Annotated in this window: 16 protein-coding genes and 3 pseudogenes; 12 read left to right on the forward strand and 7 right to left on the reverse strand. The window is 38.6% G+C overall.

Annotation, left to right across the window (positions count from 1 at the left end; genetic code table 11):
- Positions 1-76 precede the first annotated feature (76 nt).
- The 7 genes and pseudogenes from KDW03_RS00475 to KDW03_RS00505 form a co-directional block, all read left to right on the forward strand.
- Positions 77-1147: an adenylate/guanylate cyclase domain-containing protein gene (locus tag KDW03_RS00475; RefSeq protein WP_271435447.1), complete on the forward strand. Its 1071-nt coding sequence runs from the start codon at positions 77-79 to the stop codon at positions 1145-1147.
- A gap of 246 nt (positions 1148-1393) precedes the next feature.
- A complete protein-coding gene (locus KDW03_RS00480; RefSeq protein ID WP_271435448.1) occupies positions 1394-2956 on the forward strand; it encodes a class I SAM-dependent DNA methyltransferase in 1563 nt (520 codons plus the stop codon).
- A gap of 43 nt (positions 2957-2999) precedes the next feature.
- Positions 3000-4244, forward strand: coding sequence for a DNA methyltransferase (locus tag KDW03_RS00485; protein WP_271435449.1), 1245 nt, complete (start codon positions 3000-3002; stop codon positions 4242-4244).
- Positions 4223-4855: an MjaI family restriction endonuclease gene (locus KDW03_RS00490; protein ID WP_271435450.1), complete on the forward strand. Its 633-nt coding sequence runs from the start codon at positions 4223-4225 to the stop codon at positions 4853-4855. Before KDW03_RS00485 ends, KDW03_RS00490 begins: the two co-directional genes overlap by 22 nt.
- A 5-nt stretch (positions 4856-4860) precedes the next feature.
- A complete protein-coding gene (locus KDW03_RS00495; RefSeq protein WP_271435451.1) occupies positions 4861-5598 on the forward strand; it encodes a winged helix-turn-helix transcriptional regulator in 738 nt (245 codons plus the stop codon).
- Positions 5599-5767: 169 nt separating this feature from the next.
- Positions 5768-7927, forward strand: a complete 2160-nt coding sequence (locus tag KDW03_RS00500) for a DUF262 domain-containing protein (protein WP_271435452.1) — start codon at positions 5768-5770, stop codon at positions 7925-7927.
- A 10-nt stretch (positions 7928-7937) separates the two neighbouring features.
- A pseudogene (locus KDW03_RS00505) lies at positions 7938-8573 on the forward strand (DUF3387 domain-containing protein); the annotation flags it as partial.
- Between the two features lie 258 nt (positions 8574-8831).
- Here the strand turns inward: KDW03_RS00505 and KDW03_RS00510 are convergent.
- The 4 genes and pseudogenes from KDW03_RS00510 to KDW03_RS00520 form a co-directional block, all read right to left on the reverse strand.
- On the reverse strand, positions 8832-9203 hold the full coding sequence (locus tag KDW03_RS00510; RefSeq protein WP_271435453.1) for a DUF3592 domain-containing protein: 372 nt from the start codon (positions 9201-9203) through the stop codon (positions 8832-8834).
- A 388-nt stretch (positions 9204-9591) separates the two neighbouring features.
- A pseudogene (locus tag KDW03_RS12480) lies at positions 9592-9732 on the reverse strand (IS256 family transposase); the annotation flags it as partial.
- An 826-nt stretch (positions 9733-10558) separates the two neighbouring features.
- Entirely contained in the window at positions 10559-11359 is an 801-nt protein-coding gene (locus tag KDW03_RS00515; RefSeq protein WP_271435454.1) for an IS1595 family transposase, read from the reverse strand.
- A gap of 710 nt (positions 11360-12069) precedes the next feature.
- On the reverse strand, positions 12070-12249 hold the full coding sequence (locus tag KDW03_RS00520; RefSeq protein ID WP_271435455.1) for a hypothetical protein: 180 nt from the start codon (positions 12247-12249) through the stop codon (positions 12070-12072).
- Between the two features lie 192 nt (positions 12250-12441).
- Between KDW03_RS00520 and KDW03_RS00525 the strand changes: the two genes are divergently transcribed.
- The 5 genes from KDW03_RS00525 (at position 12442) to KDW03_RS00545 (ending at position 17394) form a co-directional block, all read left to right on the forward strand.
- The gene (locus KDW03_RS00525) at positions 12442-13695 is read left to right on the forward strand and encodes an EAL and HDOD domain-containing protein (protein ID WP_271435456.1); all 1254 of its coding nucleotides are present in this window, start codon (positions 12442-12444) and stop codon (positions 13693-13695) included.
- A 9-nt stretch (positions 13696-13704) separates the two neighbouring features.
- Positions 13705-14055, forward strand: a complete 351-nt coding sequence (locus KDW03_RS00530; protein WP_271435457.1) for an arsenate reductase family protein — start codon at positions 13705-13707, stop codon at positions 14053-14055.
- 10 nt (positions 14056-14065) lie between these two features.
- Positions 14066-14347, forward strand: coding sequence for a glutaredoxin family protein (locus KDW03_RS00535; protein WP_271435458.1), 282 nt, complete (start codon positions 14066-14068; stop codon positions 14345-14347).
- A gap of 14 nt (positions 14348-14361) precedes the next feature.
- Complete coding sequence (locus KDW03_RS00540) at positions 14362-14844, forward strand: ferredoxin-thioredoxin reductase catalytic domain-containing protein (RefSeq protein ID WP_271435459.1); 483 nt, start codon at positions 14362-14364, stop codon at positions 14842-14844.
- Between the two features lie 102 nt (positions 14845-14946).
- The gene (locus KDW03_RS00545; RefSeq protein WP_271435460.1) at positions 14947-17394 is read left to right on the forward strand and encodes an adenosylcobalamin-dependent ribonucleoside-diphosphate reductase; all 2448 of its coding nucleotides are present in this window, start codon (positions 14947-14949) and stop codon (positions 17392-17394) included.
- Between the two features lie 170 nt (positions 17395-17564).
- Here the strand turns inward: KDW03_RS00545 and KDW03_RS00550 are convergent.
- The 3 genes and pseudogenes from KDW03_RS00550 to KDW03_RS00560 all read right to left on the reverse strand — a co-directional run.
- A pseudogene (locus KDW03_RS00550) lies at positions 17565-18744 on the reverse strand (integrase catalytic domain-containing protein); the annotation flags it as partial.
- Between the two features lie 260 nt (positions 18745-19004).
- Complete coding sequence (locus KDW03_RS00555; RefSeq protein WP_271435461.1) at positions 19005-19226, reverse strand: hypothetical protein; 222 nt, start codon at positions 19224-19226, stop codon at positions 19005-19007.
- Positions 19210-19620 (reverse strand): hypothetical protein, encoded by a 411-nt coding sequence (locus tag KDW03_RS00560; RefSeq protein ID WP_271435462.1) that lies wholly within the window; start codon positions 19618-19620, stop codon positions 19210-19212. The genes KDW03_RS00555 and KDW03_RS00560 overlap by 17 nt, the downstream gene beginning before the upstream one ends.
- Positions 19621-19794: the final 174 nt, after the last annotated feature.

Genomic DNA, 19794 nt, shown 5'->3' on the forward strand with positions numbered 1-19794 from the left:
ATAGCATACTATTTTTCTCACAAAAATAGTACGCTATAAAAACAATACGATAAAATTATAGAGGAGAAGATAGCATATGAACGATCTCATGCAACGCTTTCACTTTGAAAGAAATCAGGGTGTTTTAGAAAAACTTGTCAAGTATATTGAAACAAGTGATGATGCTGGTTTGTTCCATATAAATGTTTATGGTCTTGCAGAACAATGGAATGTTGATAAGAAAGTTTTACTCGAGTTGTTTATTAGAGGTTTGCATGAAGGAATTTTTACCATGGAATGGGTCTATCATTGCCCTCACTGTGGGGGAATTGCTCACGAAACTCTCACTCTCCATCAGGCAAAAACCACAGATTACTGTCCCCTATGTAAGGTTGATTTCACCAATACCTTAGACAACAACATTGAAGTATTTTTCTCAATACATCCCGAAATCAAAAATATTTCAAAAGAATTGAAAGAAAACTATATAAAATCGGCCATGGAGGAAATAACCGATCACAAAATGTTTCAATGGAGCACCCCATTATCTATAAAAGGGGTCGATATTATCCAACATCCAGTCTATAGAGAATTATTTCCCGACGAAGTACTGTTGCCTGATCAAAGTCTTGAATTGATGAAAGCAACCATCTTATTTACCGATATAAAAGGTTCTACGCAAATGTACACCGATTTAGGTGATTCAAAGGCTTTTCTGTTAGTGAGAGAACATTTTAGAATATTATTTGAGGTAATAAAAAAATTTAATGGTGTTCCTATAAAGACTATTGGTGATGCTGTGATGGGGGTATTTACAAATCAGACTGATGGATTAACTGCCGCGCTTGAGGCGCAAAAAGCACTCATTGAGTATTACAAAGATAGACCTGAGCCTGAAAAGATCGAAGTGAAAATCGGTCTTCATTCGGGCCCTACTATCGTGGTGACTTTAAATGGTCGATTGGATTATTTTGGAAGTACGGTAAATATGGCAGCAAGAATCCAGGCAATAGCAAACCCCAATGAAGTAGTAATGTCAGAAAATATTTTTGAACATGAGGAGAGCAAAAAAATTCTAGCCCAATATGCAAAAACTGTTGAAAGAACAAAAAGGATATTTAAAGGTTTAAAAGGAGAGTATAACATTTACTCTATCCTGGTAAAATAAGGGGTTCATCTTACAATCTGCCAGGTTACAGGAATTATCGGGCATTTGCATTCATGGTCAATGGAATAGTCAAAAATTTTTATATGTGTTTACAAGAAGTGTGTAATACTTGCTATATCTTATGAAAATAATTGACAGAATAAATTTACCCTCTTACAATAAAAAAACGAAACAAATTGGGATTGTGCGCAATTCTCCAGGGACTGAAGAGCAAAAAATAGAACGACAAAAAAAGAAGGATAAACTATGAGCGAAAAAAGTAGTCCTAACAATCTCAAAAATTCCAGCGGGGCTAACCTCGGATTTGAACAGAAGCTCTGGCAAGCTGCCGACAAGCTCCGCAGCAACATGGATGCGGCTGAATATAAACATGTTGTCCTGGGATTGATCTTTTTAAAATACATCTCTGATGCCTTTACCGAAGCCTACAATGACATAAAACAAGATGAATTCGCCGATCCCGAAGATCTCGAAGATAAGGATCAATACATTGCACGAAGGGTTTTCTGGGTACCACAGGAAGCAAGATGGGAGTATCTCCAGGCAAATGCAAAGGACCCTAACATCGGCAAAATAATAGATGACGCCATGGAGGCAATTGAAAAAGAGAACCCATCGCTTAAAGGTGTGCTCCCAAAGATCTATGCAAGACCGGCATTAAACAAACAAAGACTGGGCGAACTCATCGACTTGATCGGAACCATAGGTTTAGGCGACAAAGAAAATAAAAGTAAAGATATCCTGGGAAGAGTGTACGAGTACTTTCTCGGTCAGTTTGCCGATGCAGAAGGAAAGAAGGGCGGACAATTTTACACGCCAAGAAGTATTGTAAAACTCCTTGTTGAAATGCTTGAACCCTATAAAGGTAGAATTTATGACCCCTGCTGCGGTTCGGGTGGAATGTTTGTCCAAAGCGAAAAATTCATCGAAGCTCACGGCGGAAAGATTGGTGATATATCCATCTACGGACAGGAAAGCAACCAGACAACATGTCGACTTTGCAAAATGAACTTGGCCATCAGAGGGATAGATGCAAACATTAAATGGGGTGATTCTTTTCATAACGACCAGTTAAAAGATCTAAAAGCAGATTTTATTCTTGCCAATCCGCCTTTTAATGACTCCGACTGGGGCGGTGAACGTCTCCAGGACGATGTGCGCTGGAAATTCGGAGTGCCCCCAAAAGGAAACGCCAACTTTGCCTGGATCCAGCATTTTATCGATCACCTTTCACCAACAGGCACTGCTGGTTTTGTCCTTGCCAATGGTTCTTTAAGCTCCATGACCTCCAACGAAGGAGAGATAAGAAAAAACATTGTTGAAGCCGATCTTGTCGATTGCATCGTTGCCCTGCCCTCCCAACTCTTTTACAACACTATGATCCCCGCCTGCCTGTGGTTTATTGCAAGAGATAAGAAAAATCATAAGTTCAGGGATAGACGGGGTGAGGTTCTCTTTATCGATGCCCGGAAAATGGGAGTAATGGTTGATCGTAGGCACAGAGAAATCACCGACGAAGAGATAAAAAAGATCGCAGACACCTACCATGCCTGGCGAGGAGAAAACAGCCTTGAATACAAAGATATACCGGGGTTTTGCAAATCCGCAACCCTTGATGAAATCAGAAAACACAACCATATTCTTACCCCCGGCCGTTATGTCGGAACCGTAGAAGAGGACGAAGACGATGAAGCCTTTGAAGAAAAGATGAAACGGCTAACAACAGAACTTGCAAAGCAAATGGAAGAAAGCAAAAGGCTGGATGAAGAGATAAAAAAGAATTTGGAGAGCATAGGATGGAAGATATGAAAGTAAAAAATTTTATATATAGCACTTACAAAAGGGAGGAGATATGAAAATAATAATTGGTGATAGTAGACAAATGGTTGAGATTTCTAACGAGAGTATAGCTCTGGTTGTAACATCACCTCCGTACTGGAACATAAAAGATTATGGTATAAAAGGTCAAATTGGTTATGGACAAACTTTACATGAATATCTTAAAGATTTGTATAGAGTGTGGAAAGAATGTTTTAGAGTTTTGTTGCCGGGTAGAAGATTATGTATTAATATTGGAGATCAATTTGCTCGCTCAATATTATACGGACGTTATAAGGTAATTCCACTTCATGCAGAGATTATATCACAATGTGAGGATATAGGATTTGATTATATGGGCTCTATTATCTGGCAGAAAAAAACCACTATGAACACCACGGGTGGCGCTACAGTTATGGGGTCTTATCCTTATCCTCCTAACGGTATAATTGAAATTGATTATGAATTTATACTCGTATTTAAAAAACCTGGTAACGGAAATGCCATCCAAAGTGAAATAAAAAAGGAATCTATACTTTCAAAGGAGGATTGGAAAAATTATTTTAAAGGACATTGGAATTTTGGAGGAGCAAAACAAATTGCTCATGAAGCGATGTTTCCTGAAGAATTACCTTTAAGGTTAATCAAAATGTTTTCTTTTGTTGGTGAAACGGTTCTTGATCCTTTTCTCGGAAGCGGTACAACAATGAAAGCTGCTTTAAAATTAAGAAGGAATGCTATTGGCTATGAAATAAATCCTGATTTTCTGAAAATTATAAAAGATAAAATAAGGGAAGAAGAGAATTTATTTTATAACATAAATATTGAGATAATACATAGAGAAAGTAGTCCTGAAATCGAAACGGTTCAGTATAAACCTATAATAAAAGACGCAAAACCAGAAATTGATCCAAAAAAAATTAATTTTAAAAATGGCTCATATTATAAAGTTTCAGAAGTTTTAAATTCATATACTTTAAAACTAAATTCGGGTTTAGTCGTAAAATTACTTGGAATTGTAATAAAAGAAGAAGAAAAAGTATTAACATATCTAAAAGAAAAAATATTAAACAAAGAAATAATAATTAAATTTGATAAAAATATTTCTTATTCAGAAGAACCTTTAGAAGTATATGTTTATCTTAAAAATAAAATATTTATAAATTTGTACCTCATTAAGAGTGGAATGGCAATAGCTGATAGAACAAGAAATTATGTTTACAAAGAAAAATTCATAAAAGAGGAAAAATCTCAATTATGCCAAAAGAATGGATTTTAAATAATGCAAACATGAGATGGGGACTTACCAAGAAAAATAAGGTAGGTCCTGTGGCTGAATTAATTAGAAAGTGCTCGCCTAAAACTTTAAAAGAATGGGAAAATTATTATTTCTCTAAGGTATACCCAAAAGAACATTTGAAACACTTAGGTAAAATTTTATTCATAAAAATAACAGATGTATTCAAGAAAGAAATTGAAGATATAACTGAACAGGATTGTATAGATTTTATTTATAATCTCGTCATTAATAGGACTTTCGAAGGTTATCAATCTGAAATTCAAACAATCTATGGTCAACTTGAAAAATTATTAAATGTAAACATAGAACCCGCTCCAGATGAATGGGACAGAGGGTATAGTGTAGATTATTTTATTAAAATAAAAGATAAATATATTGGATTACAAATAAAACCTGCAGGTTATGAATATATTACTCAGATTATTAATGAAAGAGAACAACAGAAAAAAGCACATGAGAAGTTTACAAAAAAATATGGTGGAAAGGTTTTTTATATCATTTCAATAACTGAAGGGAAGAATAAAAAAATTCATAATAAGGAGGTTATAAAAGAAATAAAAGAAGAAATTAGAAGACTTAAGGAAGAGTAATACTTATGATGTTAGAAACTTTTAAAACCGACCTGATTGTAAGACGAGTCAACCTTGATAGATATGATGATAGAGAAGATGTAAGAACCAATCTTATTGAAAGTTTTGATAGAATCATGGCATTTAGCGAAAAACACCTGCCAGATCCCTTTTATTTAGAAGGAAGTCAGAGAGTCAGTTTACGAAGTAAAATTATGAGAGAAATTGCCTCGAATGTTTTGATTCACAGGGAATATATGCATGCCCATCCTGCTAAAATTATTTTTGAAAAAAATAGAATATTTTGTGAAAATGCAAATCGCCCCCATTTTAGAGGAAATATATCGTTAAAAGATTTTACCCCCTTCCCCAAAAATCCGACCATTGCCCGGATCTTTAAAGAAATTGGCCTGGCAGACGAGCTCGGTTCAGGTGTGAGAAATTTATTAAAGTATGTAAAAATATATTCAGATGATGAACCTGTTTTCATCGAAGAGGATATATTTAAAATCATTATTCCCTTTAAAGAAGATTTAGTTAATCAACACAGTGAAGATAAAAGTTCCCACAAAACTGTGGAGAAAACTGTGGAGAAAATTATTTACGCTATTAAAGAGAATCCTACTATCACTATAAATGAATTAGTAAAAATTACAGGACTTTCCAGAAGAGGCGTTGAGTGGAATATTGAAAAACTCAAACAACAAGGCAAACTAAAAAGAATAGGATCAGATAAAGGCGGATATTGGGAGGTAATACTATGAATACATCAAAACCCAACTTTAAACATACGAGCACACAGTGCGCATATAAACAAACCGAAATCGGCATGATACCGGAAGAGTGGGAAGAAGAAAGAACTAAAGGAGAGAGAATCTCGGCTTTTGTAAGTCGAAAAATTCAAAATACTAGATACCGATTAGGGAGAAATTTATGAAAACAGAAAGTCATTCAATCAATGATGTATTAGCAAAAAATGCTACTTCATTTTTTATTCCTCCTTTTCAAAGAGCTTATGCATGGGGAAAACCCGAGATAGAAAGATTTTTTAGTGATATATCAAGGATTATTGAATCGGAGTTGGATGCTAACCAGCAAGACAAGCAAGAACATTTTTTTGGAACAATTGTAATCAAAGAAGAAAAGGCAGGGTTTGCAAATAAATCAGTTATTATTGATGGACAGCAAAGACTTACTACTACTTTATTGTTTTTAATTGCACTGAGAGATACAGAAACCGATCCCCACAAACAGGAGTTCATTACAAACACTTACCTGATTAATAACTCATCTACATTTCAAGATAAGATAAAGCTTAAACAAGTAACTAAAGATTGGGAAGCTTATAAAGCTTTAGTTAATAAATCTCAACCGAATCCAGGAATAATAAGTAACGCGTATGAACTTCTAAAAAAACTTATCAACGAGAAAAGAAGTCTTAATCCCAAAATTAATTTTGAGCATTTCATTATTGCTATTCAGCGTATGAATGTTGCTGTTATTTTTCTTGATGAAAGACCATTTAAAGGTGAGGATCCGCAAATAATATTTGAAACACTTAATTCATTAGGAAAACCTCTTACCTTATCAGACTTAGTTAGGAATTTTGTCCTTTTAAATATGGAAAGCAACAATCAATCTGATATTTATGAAAAAACATGGTATCCAAAAATTGAGGAAGTTCTTCAAGATTATACCTCAGAGTTTTTCAGGGATTACTTACAATACAAAACGGCAAGCTCATTAAAAGTTGTCAACGATAGCAATACAAAAGAACTTTATCAGCAATTTAAGGATTTTGTAGAAAATAAATTTACAAATCACAATGAATTTATAGATGACATTATTCGGTATGTTAAATGGTACAAGTGGATTATTAATGAAACTAATATTGATACTATTTCAAAAAATAATTCCAACGACAAAGAGATTAAAGAACTATTAAGGAACATCTTTCATGATATAAAGTCAGAAGCATTTAAACCATTTGTGTTAGGTTTATTGGAATATCACCAATACTCAACTGAAAATCCAAGACTTAATGACGAACTACTTATTTCAATTCTGAAAACTATTAGAACTTATTTGATAAGGCGTAGAGTTTTAGGTTTAACACAAGGAGAAAATAAAAATATTGTCACTTTGTGTAACAGAATTAATGATATTGCAACTGGAAAGGTATCAATGATTGAGCTATTGACTAATATGTTTTATAAATTAAGATTACCAAATGACTCCGAAATGGAAGCAGCACTAAGGTCTATGAATTTTTATGAAGAACTTAAACAGTATTCTAAATTTATTTTAGGTAAAATTGAGGAACACAACACAAAGGTATCTGTAGATTTCAGAGACCAAAGAATTACAATTGAGCATATCATGCCTCAAAAATTGGATAATAATTGGAAAGCGGAATTAGGTAAAAATTACGAAGAAATACACAAAAAATATTTGCATAATATAGGCAATCTAATTCTCACAGAATTTAACAGCGAAATTGGAAATAAGTCTTTCAACGAAAAGAAAATGCAGCTGAATCAATCATCACTCAATTATAGGCTTGACATAATTAATAGGAATGTTTGGAACGAACAGAGTATTATAGAGCATCAAAAAAATATGATAAAGTGGTTTCTTGAAACTTTTCCATTACCCGATCAATATAAGGATAAAAACAATTGGAATACTAATACCGTTGATCCAGATCCAGATGCCAATGTAGAACTTCATATTTTTGATAAAATTATCGAAGTAAATTCTTGGCAGGATGTGTTTATAAAGTTTTTGAAATATGTAAAAGAAAGTCCTAACTATGATTTTGATAACATTTTGAACAATCAATACAAGCTGTTCAAACGTGATGACGTCATTTTAAAATGGAGTTCCCTCAAAAAATTAATTGAATCTAATAGAGATTTGGAAAATCGGTATAAAACTTTTGACGGAAAGACTTGTTGTAAGGTGAAAGATCCAAATGATGATTTATTATTCGTTCATATTAACATTTCAGCTTCTACATGTATATCAAGAATTGCGACTATTACGGAGGAAATATTTCTACCTAGCGACTCAATTAAAATTAAATTAAAATAAATTTGACGGAAGGACAATCCAAAAAAGCTTAATAGTATCCGATAGGATAATTGATATTTTTGAAGCCGCTGGTATCCAAAAACCCGAGCTTTCCATTTTATCAGACGGTTTTCTCGAAGAAGTACGAGGAATGCCTCAAAAAAATCTAGCATTTGAAGCATTGAAAAAATTACTAAGTGACCAGATAAAAATAACAACAAAAAGAAATCTGGTGCGTGGCAAGTCTTTTATGAACATGCTTGAGGAAACCATAAAAAGATACACCAATAGAAGCATCGAAGCTGCGCAGGTCATCGAAGAGCTTATAGAACTGGCAAAAAAAGTACGGGATGAAAAAAATAGAGGAAAAGAACTCAACTTAACTGAAGACGAAATAGCCTTTTATGATGCCCTCGGTGTCAACGATAGCGCCGTTACAATCCTGGGTGATGAAACCCTGCGAAAGATAGCCCTCGAACTCACAGACATGTTACGAAAAAGTGTCACCATAGATTGGACAATCAAAGAAAGCGTCCGAGCGCAGATCAGATTAAAGGTTAAAAAAATCCTTCGAAAATACGGCTATCCCCCCGATAAACAAGACTCCGCCACCCAAACAGTCCTGGAACAAGCAGAACTTGTGGCCAGAAACTGGGTAGCAGCATGAAAACTCTCCCGGGGAACCCAGAACATCCACCCACAAATTGACAAAAACTTCTCTGGCTCTTACCATGAGTACTTATCATTGTCGGTGAAATTATCCAACACTTCAACTTTTCCATAGTTTTTGATTGAAAAAAACCTCGTTACGTACCAAAACAGAGAAAAGTTTTTCGTTTTTAAGTCTTCAGTCCTAAAATGCCAATTCCCACAAAAAGTAAACCGCCAATAAATAAACCAAAGGTTGCAACACGTACCCCTCTTTCTAAAACTGCTTCTTTCGGGTTTTTGGGTTATAATATACACTCACTTCTTTACCAACTGGGTATCTATCTACTACTTTTTGTATCCAATTGCTAATACTTGAACCGTATTGACCCAAAAAAACCTTAGAATTTGTGTACAATTTGCCATCCACAGAGTATTCATAACTTATATCAAAATAAAATGAATCATTCTCTCTTTTAAATCTATCAACAAAACCAACCTGTGAAACAAGAATTTTTCCTTGAGTAGAAGACCAGAAGTAAGTTGAAAATGCTTTGAAGAGAGTATTTAAACCCAACACGATTAACAGAGCCCCTATTCCAATGATAAAAATGAGCCATTTCTTTTCTCTTTTTTTCTTGTCTTCCATACCTTTCCTCCTTCTTCAAGGGATTTTTATGGTTTTTTATTTTGGAGTACCATTGGATTAAAACCATTTTCAATAAGCATTTTCTTTTCTTTTTTATCTAAACTTAATTCCCAGATGTCATACTCGTTTACCCATCCCTCTTTTATTAAGTTACTGAGAGGCTTTTGGTTCCTACGAGGGGTACGAATATAAGCAGATGATAGAACGAGTGAATTATTAGCTTGATTGAAATAGTGAATGGTAGGATCAACTTGAACATCCCAGTAAAAGAAGGGTTTTGCCTCGTTTTTCTCTAAATCAGCAATAAAAAAATACCCACACCAACATGGTAAACTATTCTTTGATCATCTAGCCAGACAGGACATTGTGTCAAGAAAATTGTGTCTGGTCATACGATACTCTCGCTGGGAATATTTTCTTTCGTGCATGAGTGTTGCTCAGAGTAGAGCTGAAAAAAATATTCCCAATTCTTTAACTTTCTTTTCAAGAACTTCTCATTTTGGTATCTTGGTAACAAGGAAAAATATTTCCAGACCCGCGATACTGCTCTTATTCATAGAAGGTTATTTTTTTCTAATCGAACACAACGAAGTATACCCTACCCAATTTCGTCCTGTTACCCTGTTACAGCTGAAAAGAGTCTTTGTTCTTACGTTGTTGCAGTCTGGATTGAAAAGGAAGCTCTTACCTTATCACAATGACAAAAGGCTCTTCCCTTATCGCAGTTTTGTATTGCTATTACCTTGTTGCAATGGGCTAGGGCTTGCTCTTCCCTTGTTGCAGTCTGGGACAGGGGGATTTGGAGGACAGCTATTACTTTGTTGCAGTGAGAAAGAACTACTCTTACTTTGTCACAGTAAGAGAGGGCTTGCTCTTACCATGTTCCAGCGAGATTCTATCAATAAAGTGACTGTGATAAGGAAAGAGCAGGGATTTTGGAGTTTTCTTTTTTCTCCAAAAGTATCGTCTGGGGATGGTAGTATACTGCTCTTACCTTGTTTCAGTTTTTATAATTCTGGGGACTGTGAAAAGGTAATAGCTACTCTCAAAAAAAACACGAGGAGGAAATTGGTGAAAGGTTTCACCTGAGAAAAAAGATGCTATTACTCTTTTACAGTCTTGGATCAGAGGAAAAACTGTGAAAAAGGAATAGCAAGAACTTTTTTTTTACTGCAACAAGGAAAGAGCAGAGGTTTTTTATCCCTTTTTCCACTTCTCTTTTTTAAGAAAAACACTTTTTTGCCTTTTTCGTCAAGGGAAACGAAAAGTTTTCCAAAAAAACAAAATGAAACAAAAACTTTTAGTTTTCTATTTGACAGACTCAGGAAACGTTGTGAGAAAGAAAAAACCAGAACCTAAGCGTGGATGGGAAGAATAAGCCCTTCGCTAACCAGTTTTTTCCACGGGAGAAGCTGGCGACGTTTGCCAAGCCTTCTTAAAAGCTCTTCAAGCCTGGAAGAAACCCCCTCGATGTTAAACCGAAAACAGAATTCATCAAGATAGCGCTGCATGTGCTTTCGACAACCATAGTGATAGACGTCTTCAAGAAGGTTTTTCAACCCATCGTTAATGTGGGAAAGCCAAGGCGTTCTCTTTTCTACGGGCGTGTGGCGGAAAAGCTTGCCAAAAAAGTCTGAAAGCCAATCGCTACTCACATCATCCACAAGGTGAATATGAAGTTTAGAAGGGGTATCATCCGCATCAATTTCGACAACCTGCATGGGGGAAAAGTTTTTTCTTTGCTTACGTTTGATACCGGAGAGAAAGAAAAAGGTTTTGACAAGCTTTCGGAGGGATTTCGTGTGATGGCGAGTGGTAAGCCGCATGAGGCTTCGTAGCTTCTGAAGAAGAAGCCAGCTTGCCTTGTAGCTAATGTGAAGAAGTTGTGAAAGCTTCACCGCATTTATCCCCCCATCCTGGCAGACAAGAAACATGGCAGAAAGCCAGATTTTTGGCGAAAGGTGACTTTTTCGCATGATGGACTGGCTTTTTAAGGAAAATTGTCTGCCACACTTGGGGCACTGATACACGAGCCGGCACGAGAGAAGATGCGCTTTTTCTTTACACCGTGGGCAAATTGCCCCCTCTGGCCAGAGGGCTTTTTCGAGAATCTGGTAAGATTCTTTTTCTGAGAGTGTGAAAAAATCCTTTTCCATGGTTTTCTCCTTAGAGAAATTTTTTCATACTATATATATCGAAAATTTTTTGTTATAGTTGTTAAAAAAGATGTTTTATATATTTTAAAAGTAAGATCGATGGGGAGATTTTGGGGGTTGAGAAAAATGCTCTTACCTTGTTGCAGTGTGAACGCAGAGTATAAAACTGTGATACGGGAAGAGCTTGTCCCTTGGTTGCCACTGTAACAGGGAAAGAGCTTTTATGTCCCTCGCATTAACTGTACTATGGTAAGAGCTAAAATTGTTTTCAGACTGCGAAAAGGTAATAGCTCATGGGCATTTCGTTTCCGCTGGAAAAAGGGAAGAGCTTTTATGTTTTACGCTTTCACTGCAATATGGGAATAGCTGCCAGGTTTCCAGACTGCAACACGGTAATAGCAAGTGTTCTCACTGCGATAAGGGAATAGCTCATATACCCTCTCCTTTTTCCCTGCAATAAGGGAAGAGCTTTTGTCTCCCGAGTCCATACTGCAATAAGGGAAGAGCAAGTTTTTTTCCTGTGATAAGGAAATAGCTTTTGTATTTTTGATTCTCATTGCAAAAAGGTAATAGCTAAAGTTTTCTCCTTAACAAGGAAAAACGAGCGACCCTTTACTTTTTACTGTGACATGGTAATAGCCCCCTCCGTTTTTTCTCACCGCGGAAAGGTAATAGCAACTGTCTATCTCACACCAGTATTCAACCTTTTTTCACTTATAAGGAAACAACATACTTTCACGTAGATTATTTTTGAGGAATGTCGCGGCATAGTTTCGATTTTTTAGGCCTGTTATCCTCACAAAATAATCGAGTATCTCCATTTTCTCCTTTTTGCTGGCTTTTTGATATTGTTTTGCCGTTTCCCTGTAAATAGGTCTCCTTTCAAACATCGCTACCCCAATTCCGGTTGGCGAGCTTGTCGAGCCATGAACTGGATTATTTTACACAAATTTAAAGTACTTTTTTATTTTGAAGCAACGTTCCCTTTTCGAGTACTTTTATTATGAAGCAATTCGAACACTTGACATAATCTCAAAAGAGTAGTACAATATAGCCGGTAAAGAGGGAAAAAGGAAAAAATCATGGCTACATCGCAGAGCCAATTTTACATTGGCAGACAACCAATTCTTAACCGCGAGTCACAGATCAAAGCTTATGAGCTTCTCTTTCGCTCAAGTGAAGGACGCAATGTTTCAGATCGCAATGACCTCTACGCTACTTCATCTGTGATTGTAACCCTCCTCAACCAGATCGGTGTACACAATCTCCTGGCAAATTACACAGGTTACATCAACGTGGAAAACCAATTTTTCGAAAATCATCTCTATGAAAATCTCAATCCCTCAAGCTTTGTCCTTGAACTTCTTGAGACTTGTAAAGTAGACCAAGCTCTGATCGATGCCGTCGATCATCTTCACAAAAAAGGTTTCCGTTTTGCCCTTGATGATGTCGTTTTAAATGACCAGAGCTATATCAAAAGCTTTAGTCCCCTCCTCCCTTATGTCAGCGTTATCAAAATCGATGTACGTGAAAACACCGAATACCAGATCAAAAGCAAACTCAACCTCTTACAAAAATCTACAAATGCAAAATTTCTCGCAGAAAAGATAGAAAATGTAGAAGAGTTTCACTTTTACCGTGATGAACTCCAGTTCGACCTCTTTCAAGGGTACTTTTTCTCAAAACCCACTATTATCCAGGGACAAAAGATCGAACCCAAGCGAACTGCCATCATGGAACTCCTCCACCTCATAGAAACAGACGCCGACATCAACAAACTGGAAGAAACCTTTAAACGTTATCCTGATATTACCGTCAACCTCCTCAAATTCATCAATTCATCAGCCTTTGGTACCCGGAGCAAGGTAACCTCCATCCGTCAAGCTATTGCTCTTCTAGGATACAAGAAGCTTTTCAACTGGCTCATGCTCCTTGCTTATGTCTATCAAACAGACAATGAAATCGCACGCCCCTTGTTTGATCTGGCCCTTCAACGTGCCAAAATGATGGAAACACTTATTCGTCACCTTCAAGGCAACAATCCAGATATGATGGATGCAGCCTTTCTCACGGGACTCCTCTCCCTCGTCGGTGCCCTTTACCAGGAACCCCTTGAACAGGTTCTCTCAGAGTTAGGTATCGGCAAAGAGATCTACGACGCCATTATAAGCAAGGAAAACCTCTTAGGAAAACTTCTTTTCCTTATCGAGACAAATGAAACCAATGATGTGGAAGAGATTCTTGCACTCCTCGATGAGATCAAACTCTCTCTCGACGTCCTCAACAAAGCAGCTATAGAGGGTTTTACCTGGGCTCAGCTTTTCAAAGGTGTGTAAGGAGAAACCATGGGATCACAAATTCAAATATTCGGCGTCAAAAAAAGTTTCGACACACAAAAGGCAGAACGCTTTTTTAAAGAGAGGCGGATACCATTCCATTTTGTTGACCTCAAAGAAAAAAGTTTCAGTCCTGGAGAGCTCCGATCGATAGCTGACACTATCCCCTGGGAAAAGCTTGTTGACACCTCAAGCTCCGTTTACCAAAAACGACAGATGCAGTATCTTGAAGTGGACTGGTTTGAAGAGATACTGGAAAATCCAACCCTCGTACGCATGCCCATTGTACGATGGGGGAAAAAGGTAACGGTTGGCTATGAGCCCGATATATGGAAAGAATGGATCAAATCCTTAGAATAAGGAGAATACAATGATACCTTTTGAAAAAGTCTCCGGAAAAAACAAGGGCGATATAAAACTCTTTGCCCTCAGCACCTGCATATGGTGCCGAAAAACCCGTCGACTTCTTGAAGAATTAGGGGTTGAATACTCATATGTATATGTTGACCTTCTGGAACCAGACACCAAAAAAGAAACCATAGAAGAACTCATCAAATGGAATCCTGATTGCTCGTATCCAACCCTCCTTGTGAATAATAAAGAATGCATCATCGGCTTTGAAGAAGAAGATATCCGAAAACATCTCGAATAACGGAAGGAGCCCCTATGGAAAAAGAACGTATCGAACAATATTACCAGAAGCTCAAAAAAGACGTCGAAGCAGGGGGATATCACCTCAACCCTGACGAGAGTTTCACCAAAGAACTTGTCGAAAGTCTTATCATCAACGAAGAACGATACGGATACCCCAGTTGCCCCTGTCGCCTGGCAAGTGGAATACGACAGGAAGATCTCGATATCATCTGCCCCTGTGACTACCGGGACCCTGACCTCGAGGAATACGGTACATGCTACTGTGGGCTGTATGTGTCTCTTGATATTATCCAGGGCAAGAAAAAACTCACCTCCATCCCGGACAGGCGAAAAAAAGAAAAAACAAAACCCTCATCCATGAAACAAATCGAGGGAAATCTTCCCTATCCTATCTGGAGATGCAAGGTTTGCGGGTACATCTGTGCACGAGAAAACCCTCCTGAAACCTGTCCTATCTGTAAAGCAAGCAAGGATCGTTTTGAACGTTTTCTCTAAATTTTTATCACTTCCCGGCAAAAGGAGGGGACGTTTTTTCTTTGACTTTTTCAGTGTTTTTTTGTATCATATAAAGCTATCTTTTTTCTAAGGAGTCCAACCATGCCTTTTACAGAAAACGCTTTGTTTATTCTGGAAAAGTTCTATTATAAGCGGGACAGGAACGGCAACCTGATTGAGAAAACCCCTGAGGAGATTTTCCATAGAGTCGCGAGCTTTGTCGCCTCCAGTGAACAAGATCCATCCAAACGTAAACAAATGGAAAAAGTCTTTTATAACCTTATGCTTGAACAAAAGTTTATGTTTTCCTCTCCCACCCTTTTCAATGCGAAAAGTGATTTCCCTCTCTGTTCAAGTTGTTTTGTCGGGGGAATGGAAGACGACATGGTCTCCATCATGAAAGCCGCAACCGACACGGCCATCACTTTCAAGGCAGGAGCCGGCATGGGCCTCAACTTCGGCGTTCTCCGGCCAAAAGGAGCCCGTGTTGGACGAGGAGGAACCTCAAGCGGTCCCGTGAGTTTCATGCGCCTCTTTGACGAGGTGGGTGAAACAGTAAAAAGCGGGGGCGTGAGAAGAGCTGCCTTTATGGCAATGATGGATGTCTCCCACCCTGACATTGAAGAATTTATCTCCAGTAAGGATTTTATCGCTCAGTTAAAACAGCTTTATCCTCATCTTGAAATTCCCGACACCTTTGTCGACAATATCATGAACGCACTTTCCGAGAGACTCAAAGAAACCATTGACGATCCGGATATCATCTCGGGTACACTGCAACAGATACGCCGCCAGGTCTTTGAACCCCTCTCCAACATGAATATCAGTGTGGCAATAACCGACAGCTTTATGGAAGCTGTAAAAAGTGACAAAGAATTCGTCCTTGATAGTGGTCACGGCATCACCAAAAAAATCCGCGCACGAGAACTCTTCCACAAGATTGCTCTCTCTGCATGGCGAACCGCTGATCCGGGTGTCTGGTTTATCGACTGTGCGAATGAATACGATACCGTCCCATCCTTTGGGCGCATTCTCTCAACCAACCCCTGCGGAGAACAGAGCCTCCATAGCTATACGAGTTGTAATCTAGGCTCCATCAACCTCGTAGCCTTTGTAAAAGATGGCAAATTTGATTGGGATGGTTATCAAGAAACCATTGCCCTGGCTACCCGGGCTCTTGACGATGTGATTGATGTGGCAGCATTTCCCACCGAAGAATTCCGTGAAAAAACCCTCAAGATCCGCCCAGTCGGGCTCGGATTCACCGGACTCGCCGAGGTGCTTTTTAAACTCAGGCTTTCCTACGCAAGTGAAGAGGGGAGAGCTTTTGCCTCTGCCGTGGCACGAGAACTCACCCAACACGCTATACGCACCTCGATTGAACTCGGTAAGGAAAAAGGAAGCTTCCCCCTCTTTGAGGAAAACAAAGAAGCCCTCATCAGGGTGGTAAAACACTACTTTGACACCGAAGAAGAAAAGGCAAACATTGAAAAAGCTATCCTCTCAAACGGTATACGAAACAGCAACTGGACAACCCTTGCCCCAACAGGAACGATCAGCCTCATCCTTGATGCGTATACCTACTCCCTCGAACCCCAGTTTGCTCTCGCCTATCACAAAAACCTCGTCGATGGGGGAAGACTTGTCTATGTTGATCCTGCCTTCCGTGAAGCGGTAAAAGATGATCCAGCCATCATTGACAAAGTCATCGAAAATGGGGGAAGCTGTCAGAACATCCCCGGAATAAGCGAAGAGATTAAAAAGGTGTTTGTCGTTGCGCATGATATCCACTACGAGGATCGGATCAAGATGCAGGCCTGCCTCCAGCGCTACATCTCCAACAGCATCTCCTCAACGATCAACCTGCCCTCGACAACCACGGTCGAAGAGATAGAATCCATTTATCTCAAGGCATGGGAATCAGGTCTCAAAGGCATAACCATCTACCGTGATGGATGCAAATCCTTCCAGCCTATGACCACAACCAAGAAAACCACATCACAACCTGTCATCACAACCGAAAGCCATCCAAGATGGAAACGTCCCAAGACACTTCCCGCTGAAATCATCAAAACCAAAACGGGAAGCGGGACACTCTACACCTCCATAGGTCTCGATGAGAGAGGATGGCCTATTGAAATCTTCATCAATATCTCCAAACACGGCTCAGAGGTTTCTGCCTTCTCTGAAGCGCTTGGCCGTGTCATCTCCATCGCTCTCCAGAATGGTGTAAGTCCTCTCGATCTTGCAGATACCCTTATAGGAATCACGGGCGACAGTATCACCTGGGATAACGGCAAGGTGATCAAGAGTGTGCCAGATGCCATCGGGAAAATCCTCAAAGAATACGGAGAGCGGATGGTAAGTCGGGCTCAAGAAGGACTCCTTTTTGAAACAGAACCGGAATCACCTGCTGCACCGGATCCCCAGCATACAAAATCAGAAGAACTCCCAGGAAGCAGCGTTTGTCCCAAATGTGGAGAAAAAACCCTTGTCAAAAGCGAGGATTGTGTCAACTGTCTTTCCTGCGGCTACTCCAAGTGTGGATAAGAGATTTTCAGAACAGGATGATGAGAAACTTGGAATGATCGAAAAAAGTGGGGGAGAAAAACTCCCCCTAAAAACTTTATAAAAAAATATAAAAATATTATCCCAATACCCCGTTGCGTCAAATAAAAAAGTACTCGAAATTCGAATCATTGCCTCATAAAAAAAAGTACTCAAAAATTCCATACAGTTTCCTCCAAATTTTTGTTTTTTACATTCTTTTTCTTTTGAAGGCTGAAAAGTTTTCTCTGGCAAGCCGTAATTTTTTGTCTTAGGTGAAACAAATCGAGAGCCTTATAAAGCCTTGTTAGGCGTTCCTTTTGTGCCTCACTTACATAAGAGCTTTCTAAAAGCCGCTGGTAGGGAGTTTTAATATCATCATGCTTCTTTTGCACCTTGCTTCCGATTCTCTTTTCTCTGTCATTTTCATAACCGGTTGAAAAGTTGGCATAAAGCCTGAGATACGCATAGAGTCGGTTCAAGTAGTAGACTTCTTCCTCGGTATCAGCGGAAGTATCCAACATTCTGGCGGACTATGGAATAGTTTTTCTGCTCAACGTAGCAGTTATCATTGGAACGGGAGCTTCTTCCCCTTGTAAATTTTATCTGGTGCTTCTCACACCAATCGCGTAGAGGATGATTAATAAATTCAGCACCGGTATCAGAATCAATTCCCCGTAACTCAAAAGGAAGTCTTCCTTTGACTTTTTCTATGGCTTCTCTTACCCATTTTGAAGCCTTGTTTTTGATTGCCACAAGTTCTGTCCAACCGCTCCAAACATCCACCATATTTAATGTTTGAGCAAAGTCTCCCCGGCTATTTCCTCCCTCATGGGCTACCAGATCAATCTCCATGAACCCAGGGCAATTTTCATCCCACTCTGCCCACGTGCGTATAGCTATTTGTTGCTTTAATAGCGTTCCAGGTTTTGTGCCTTTTCGTCCTTTTATCTCAAGCTTTTTACGCTCATGCTTCAAAAGTCGGTCAATACTTGAAGCACTTATATGGCGTAAGTTCTCTATGGCCTGTTGAAAACCCTGGAAATGTCCGTTTGCTAAGAGATTATCTAAAACTTCATTGAGAATCGGCTTTAAGCGTTTGCCACACATGTAGTTTTCAATTTCCCAGACCTTTTTTAGAAGTTTTAGTTCCTCTTCGCCGAATTTTTTCTTTCTGCCAGGTCTTTTGCCCTTTTTGGCTATATCGGCTTTAAGGTAATTTTTCTTGCCTACATATATGGTTTTTCCGTGCTGCCTCAAGAGCCTGGCGGCATAGTTTCGATTTTTTAGGCCTGTTATCCTCACAAAGTAATCCAGTATCTCCTTTTTCTCCTTTTTGCTGGCTTTTTGATACTCTGCTTCGACAAGCTCAGCATATCATTTCGCCGTTTCCCTGTAAATAGGTCTTTTTTCAAACATCGCCAACCCAATTCCGGTTGGCGAGCTTGTCGAGCCATGAACTGGATTATTTTATACACAGATTTGGAGTACTTTTTTATTTTGAAGCAACGTTCCCTTTTCGAGTACTTTTATTATGAAGCAATTCGAATACCCCGTTGCGTCAAATAAAAAAGTACTCGAAATTCGAATCATTGCCTCATAAAAAAAAGTACTCAAAAATTCCATACAGTTTCCTCCAAATTTTTGTTTTTTACATTCTTTTTCTTTTGAAGGCTGTAAAGTTTTCTCTGGCAAGCTGTAATTTTTTGTCTTAGGTGAAACAAATCGAGAGCCTTATAAAGCCTTGTTAGGCGTTCCTTTTGTGCCTCACTTACATAAGAGCTTTCTAAAAGCCGTTGGTAGGGAGTTTTAATATCATCATGCTTCTTTTGCACCTTGCTTCCGATTCTCTTTTTCTCTGTCATTTTCATAACCGGTTGAAAAAAGTTGGCATAAAGCCTGAGATACGCATAGAGTCGGTTCAAGTAGTAGACTTCTTCCTCGGTATCGTAGCGGGTATCCAACATTCTGGCGGACTATGGAATAGTTTTTCTGCTCAACGTAGCAGTTATCATTGGAACGGAGAGCTTCTCCCCTTGTAAATTTTATCTGGTGCTTCTCACCAATCACGCAGAGGATGATTAATAAATTCAACGCGGTATCAGAATCAATTCCCCGTAAATCAAAAGGAAGTCTTCCTTTGACTTTTTCTATGGCTTCTCTTACCCATTTTGAAGCCTTGTTTTTGATTGCCACAAGCTCTGTCCAACCGCTCCAAACATCCACCATATTTAATGTTTGAGCAAAGTCTCCCCGCTATTTCCTCCCTCATGGGCTACCAGATCAATCTCCATGAAACAGGGCAATTTTCATCCCACTCTGCCCACGTGCGTATAGCTATTTGTTGCTTTAACAACGTTCCAGGCTTTGTACCTTTTCGTCCTTTTATCTCAAGCTTTTACG

It is taken from the genome of Thermospira aquatica (genome assembly GCF_023525255.1).
Classification (GTDB): Bacteria; Spirochaetota; Brevinematia; order Brevinematales; family Thermospiraceae; genus Thermospira; species Thermospira aquatica.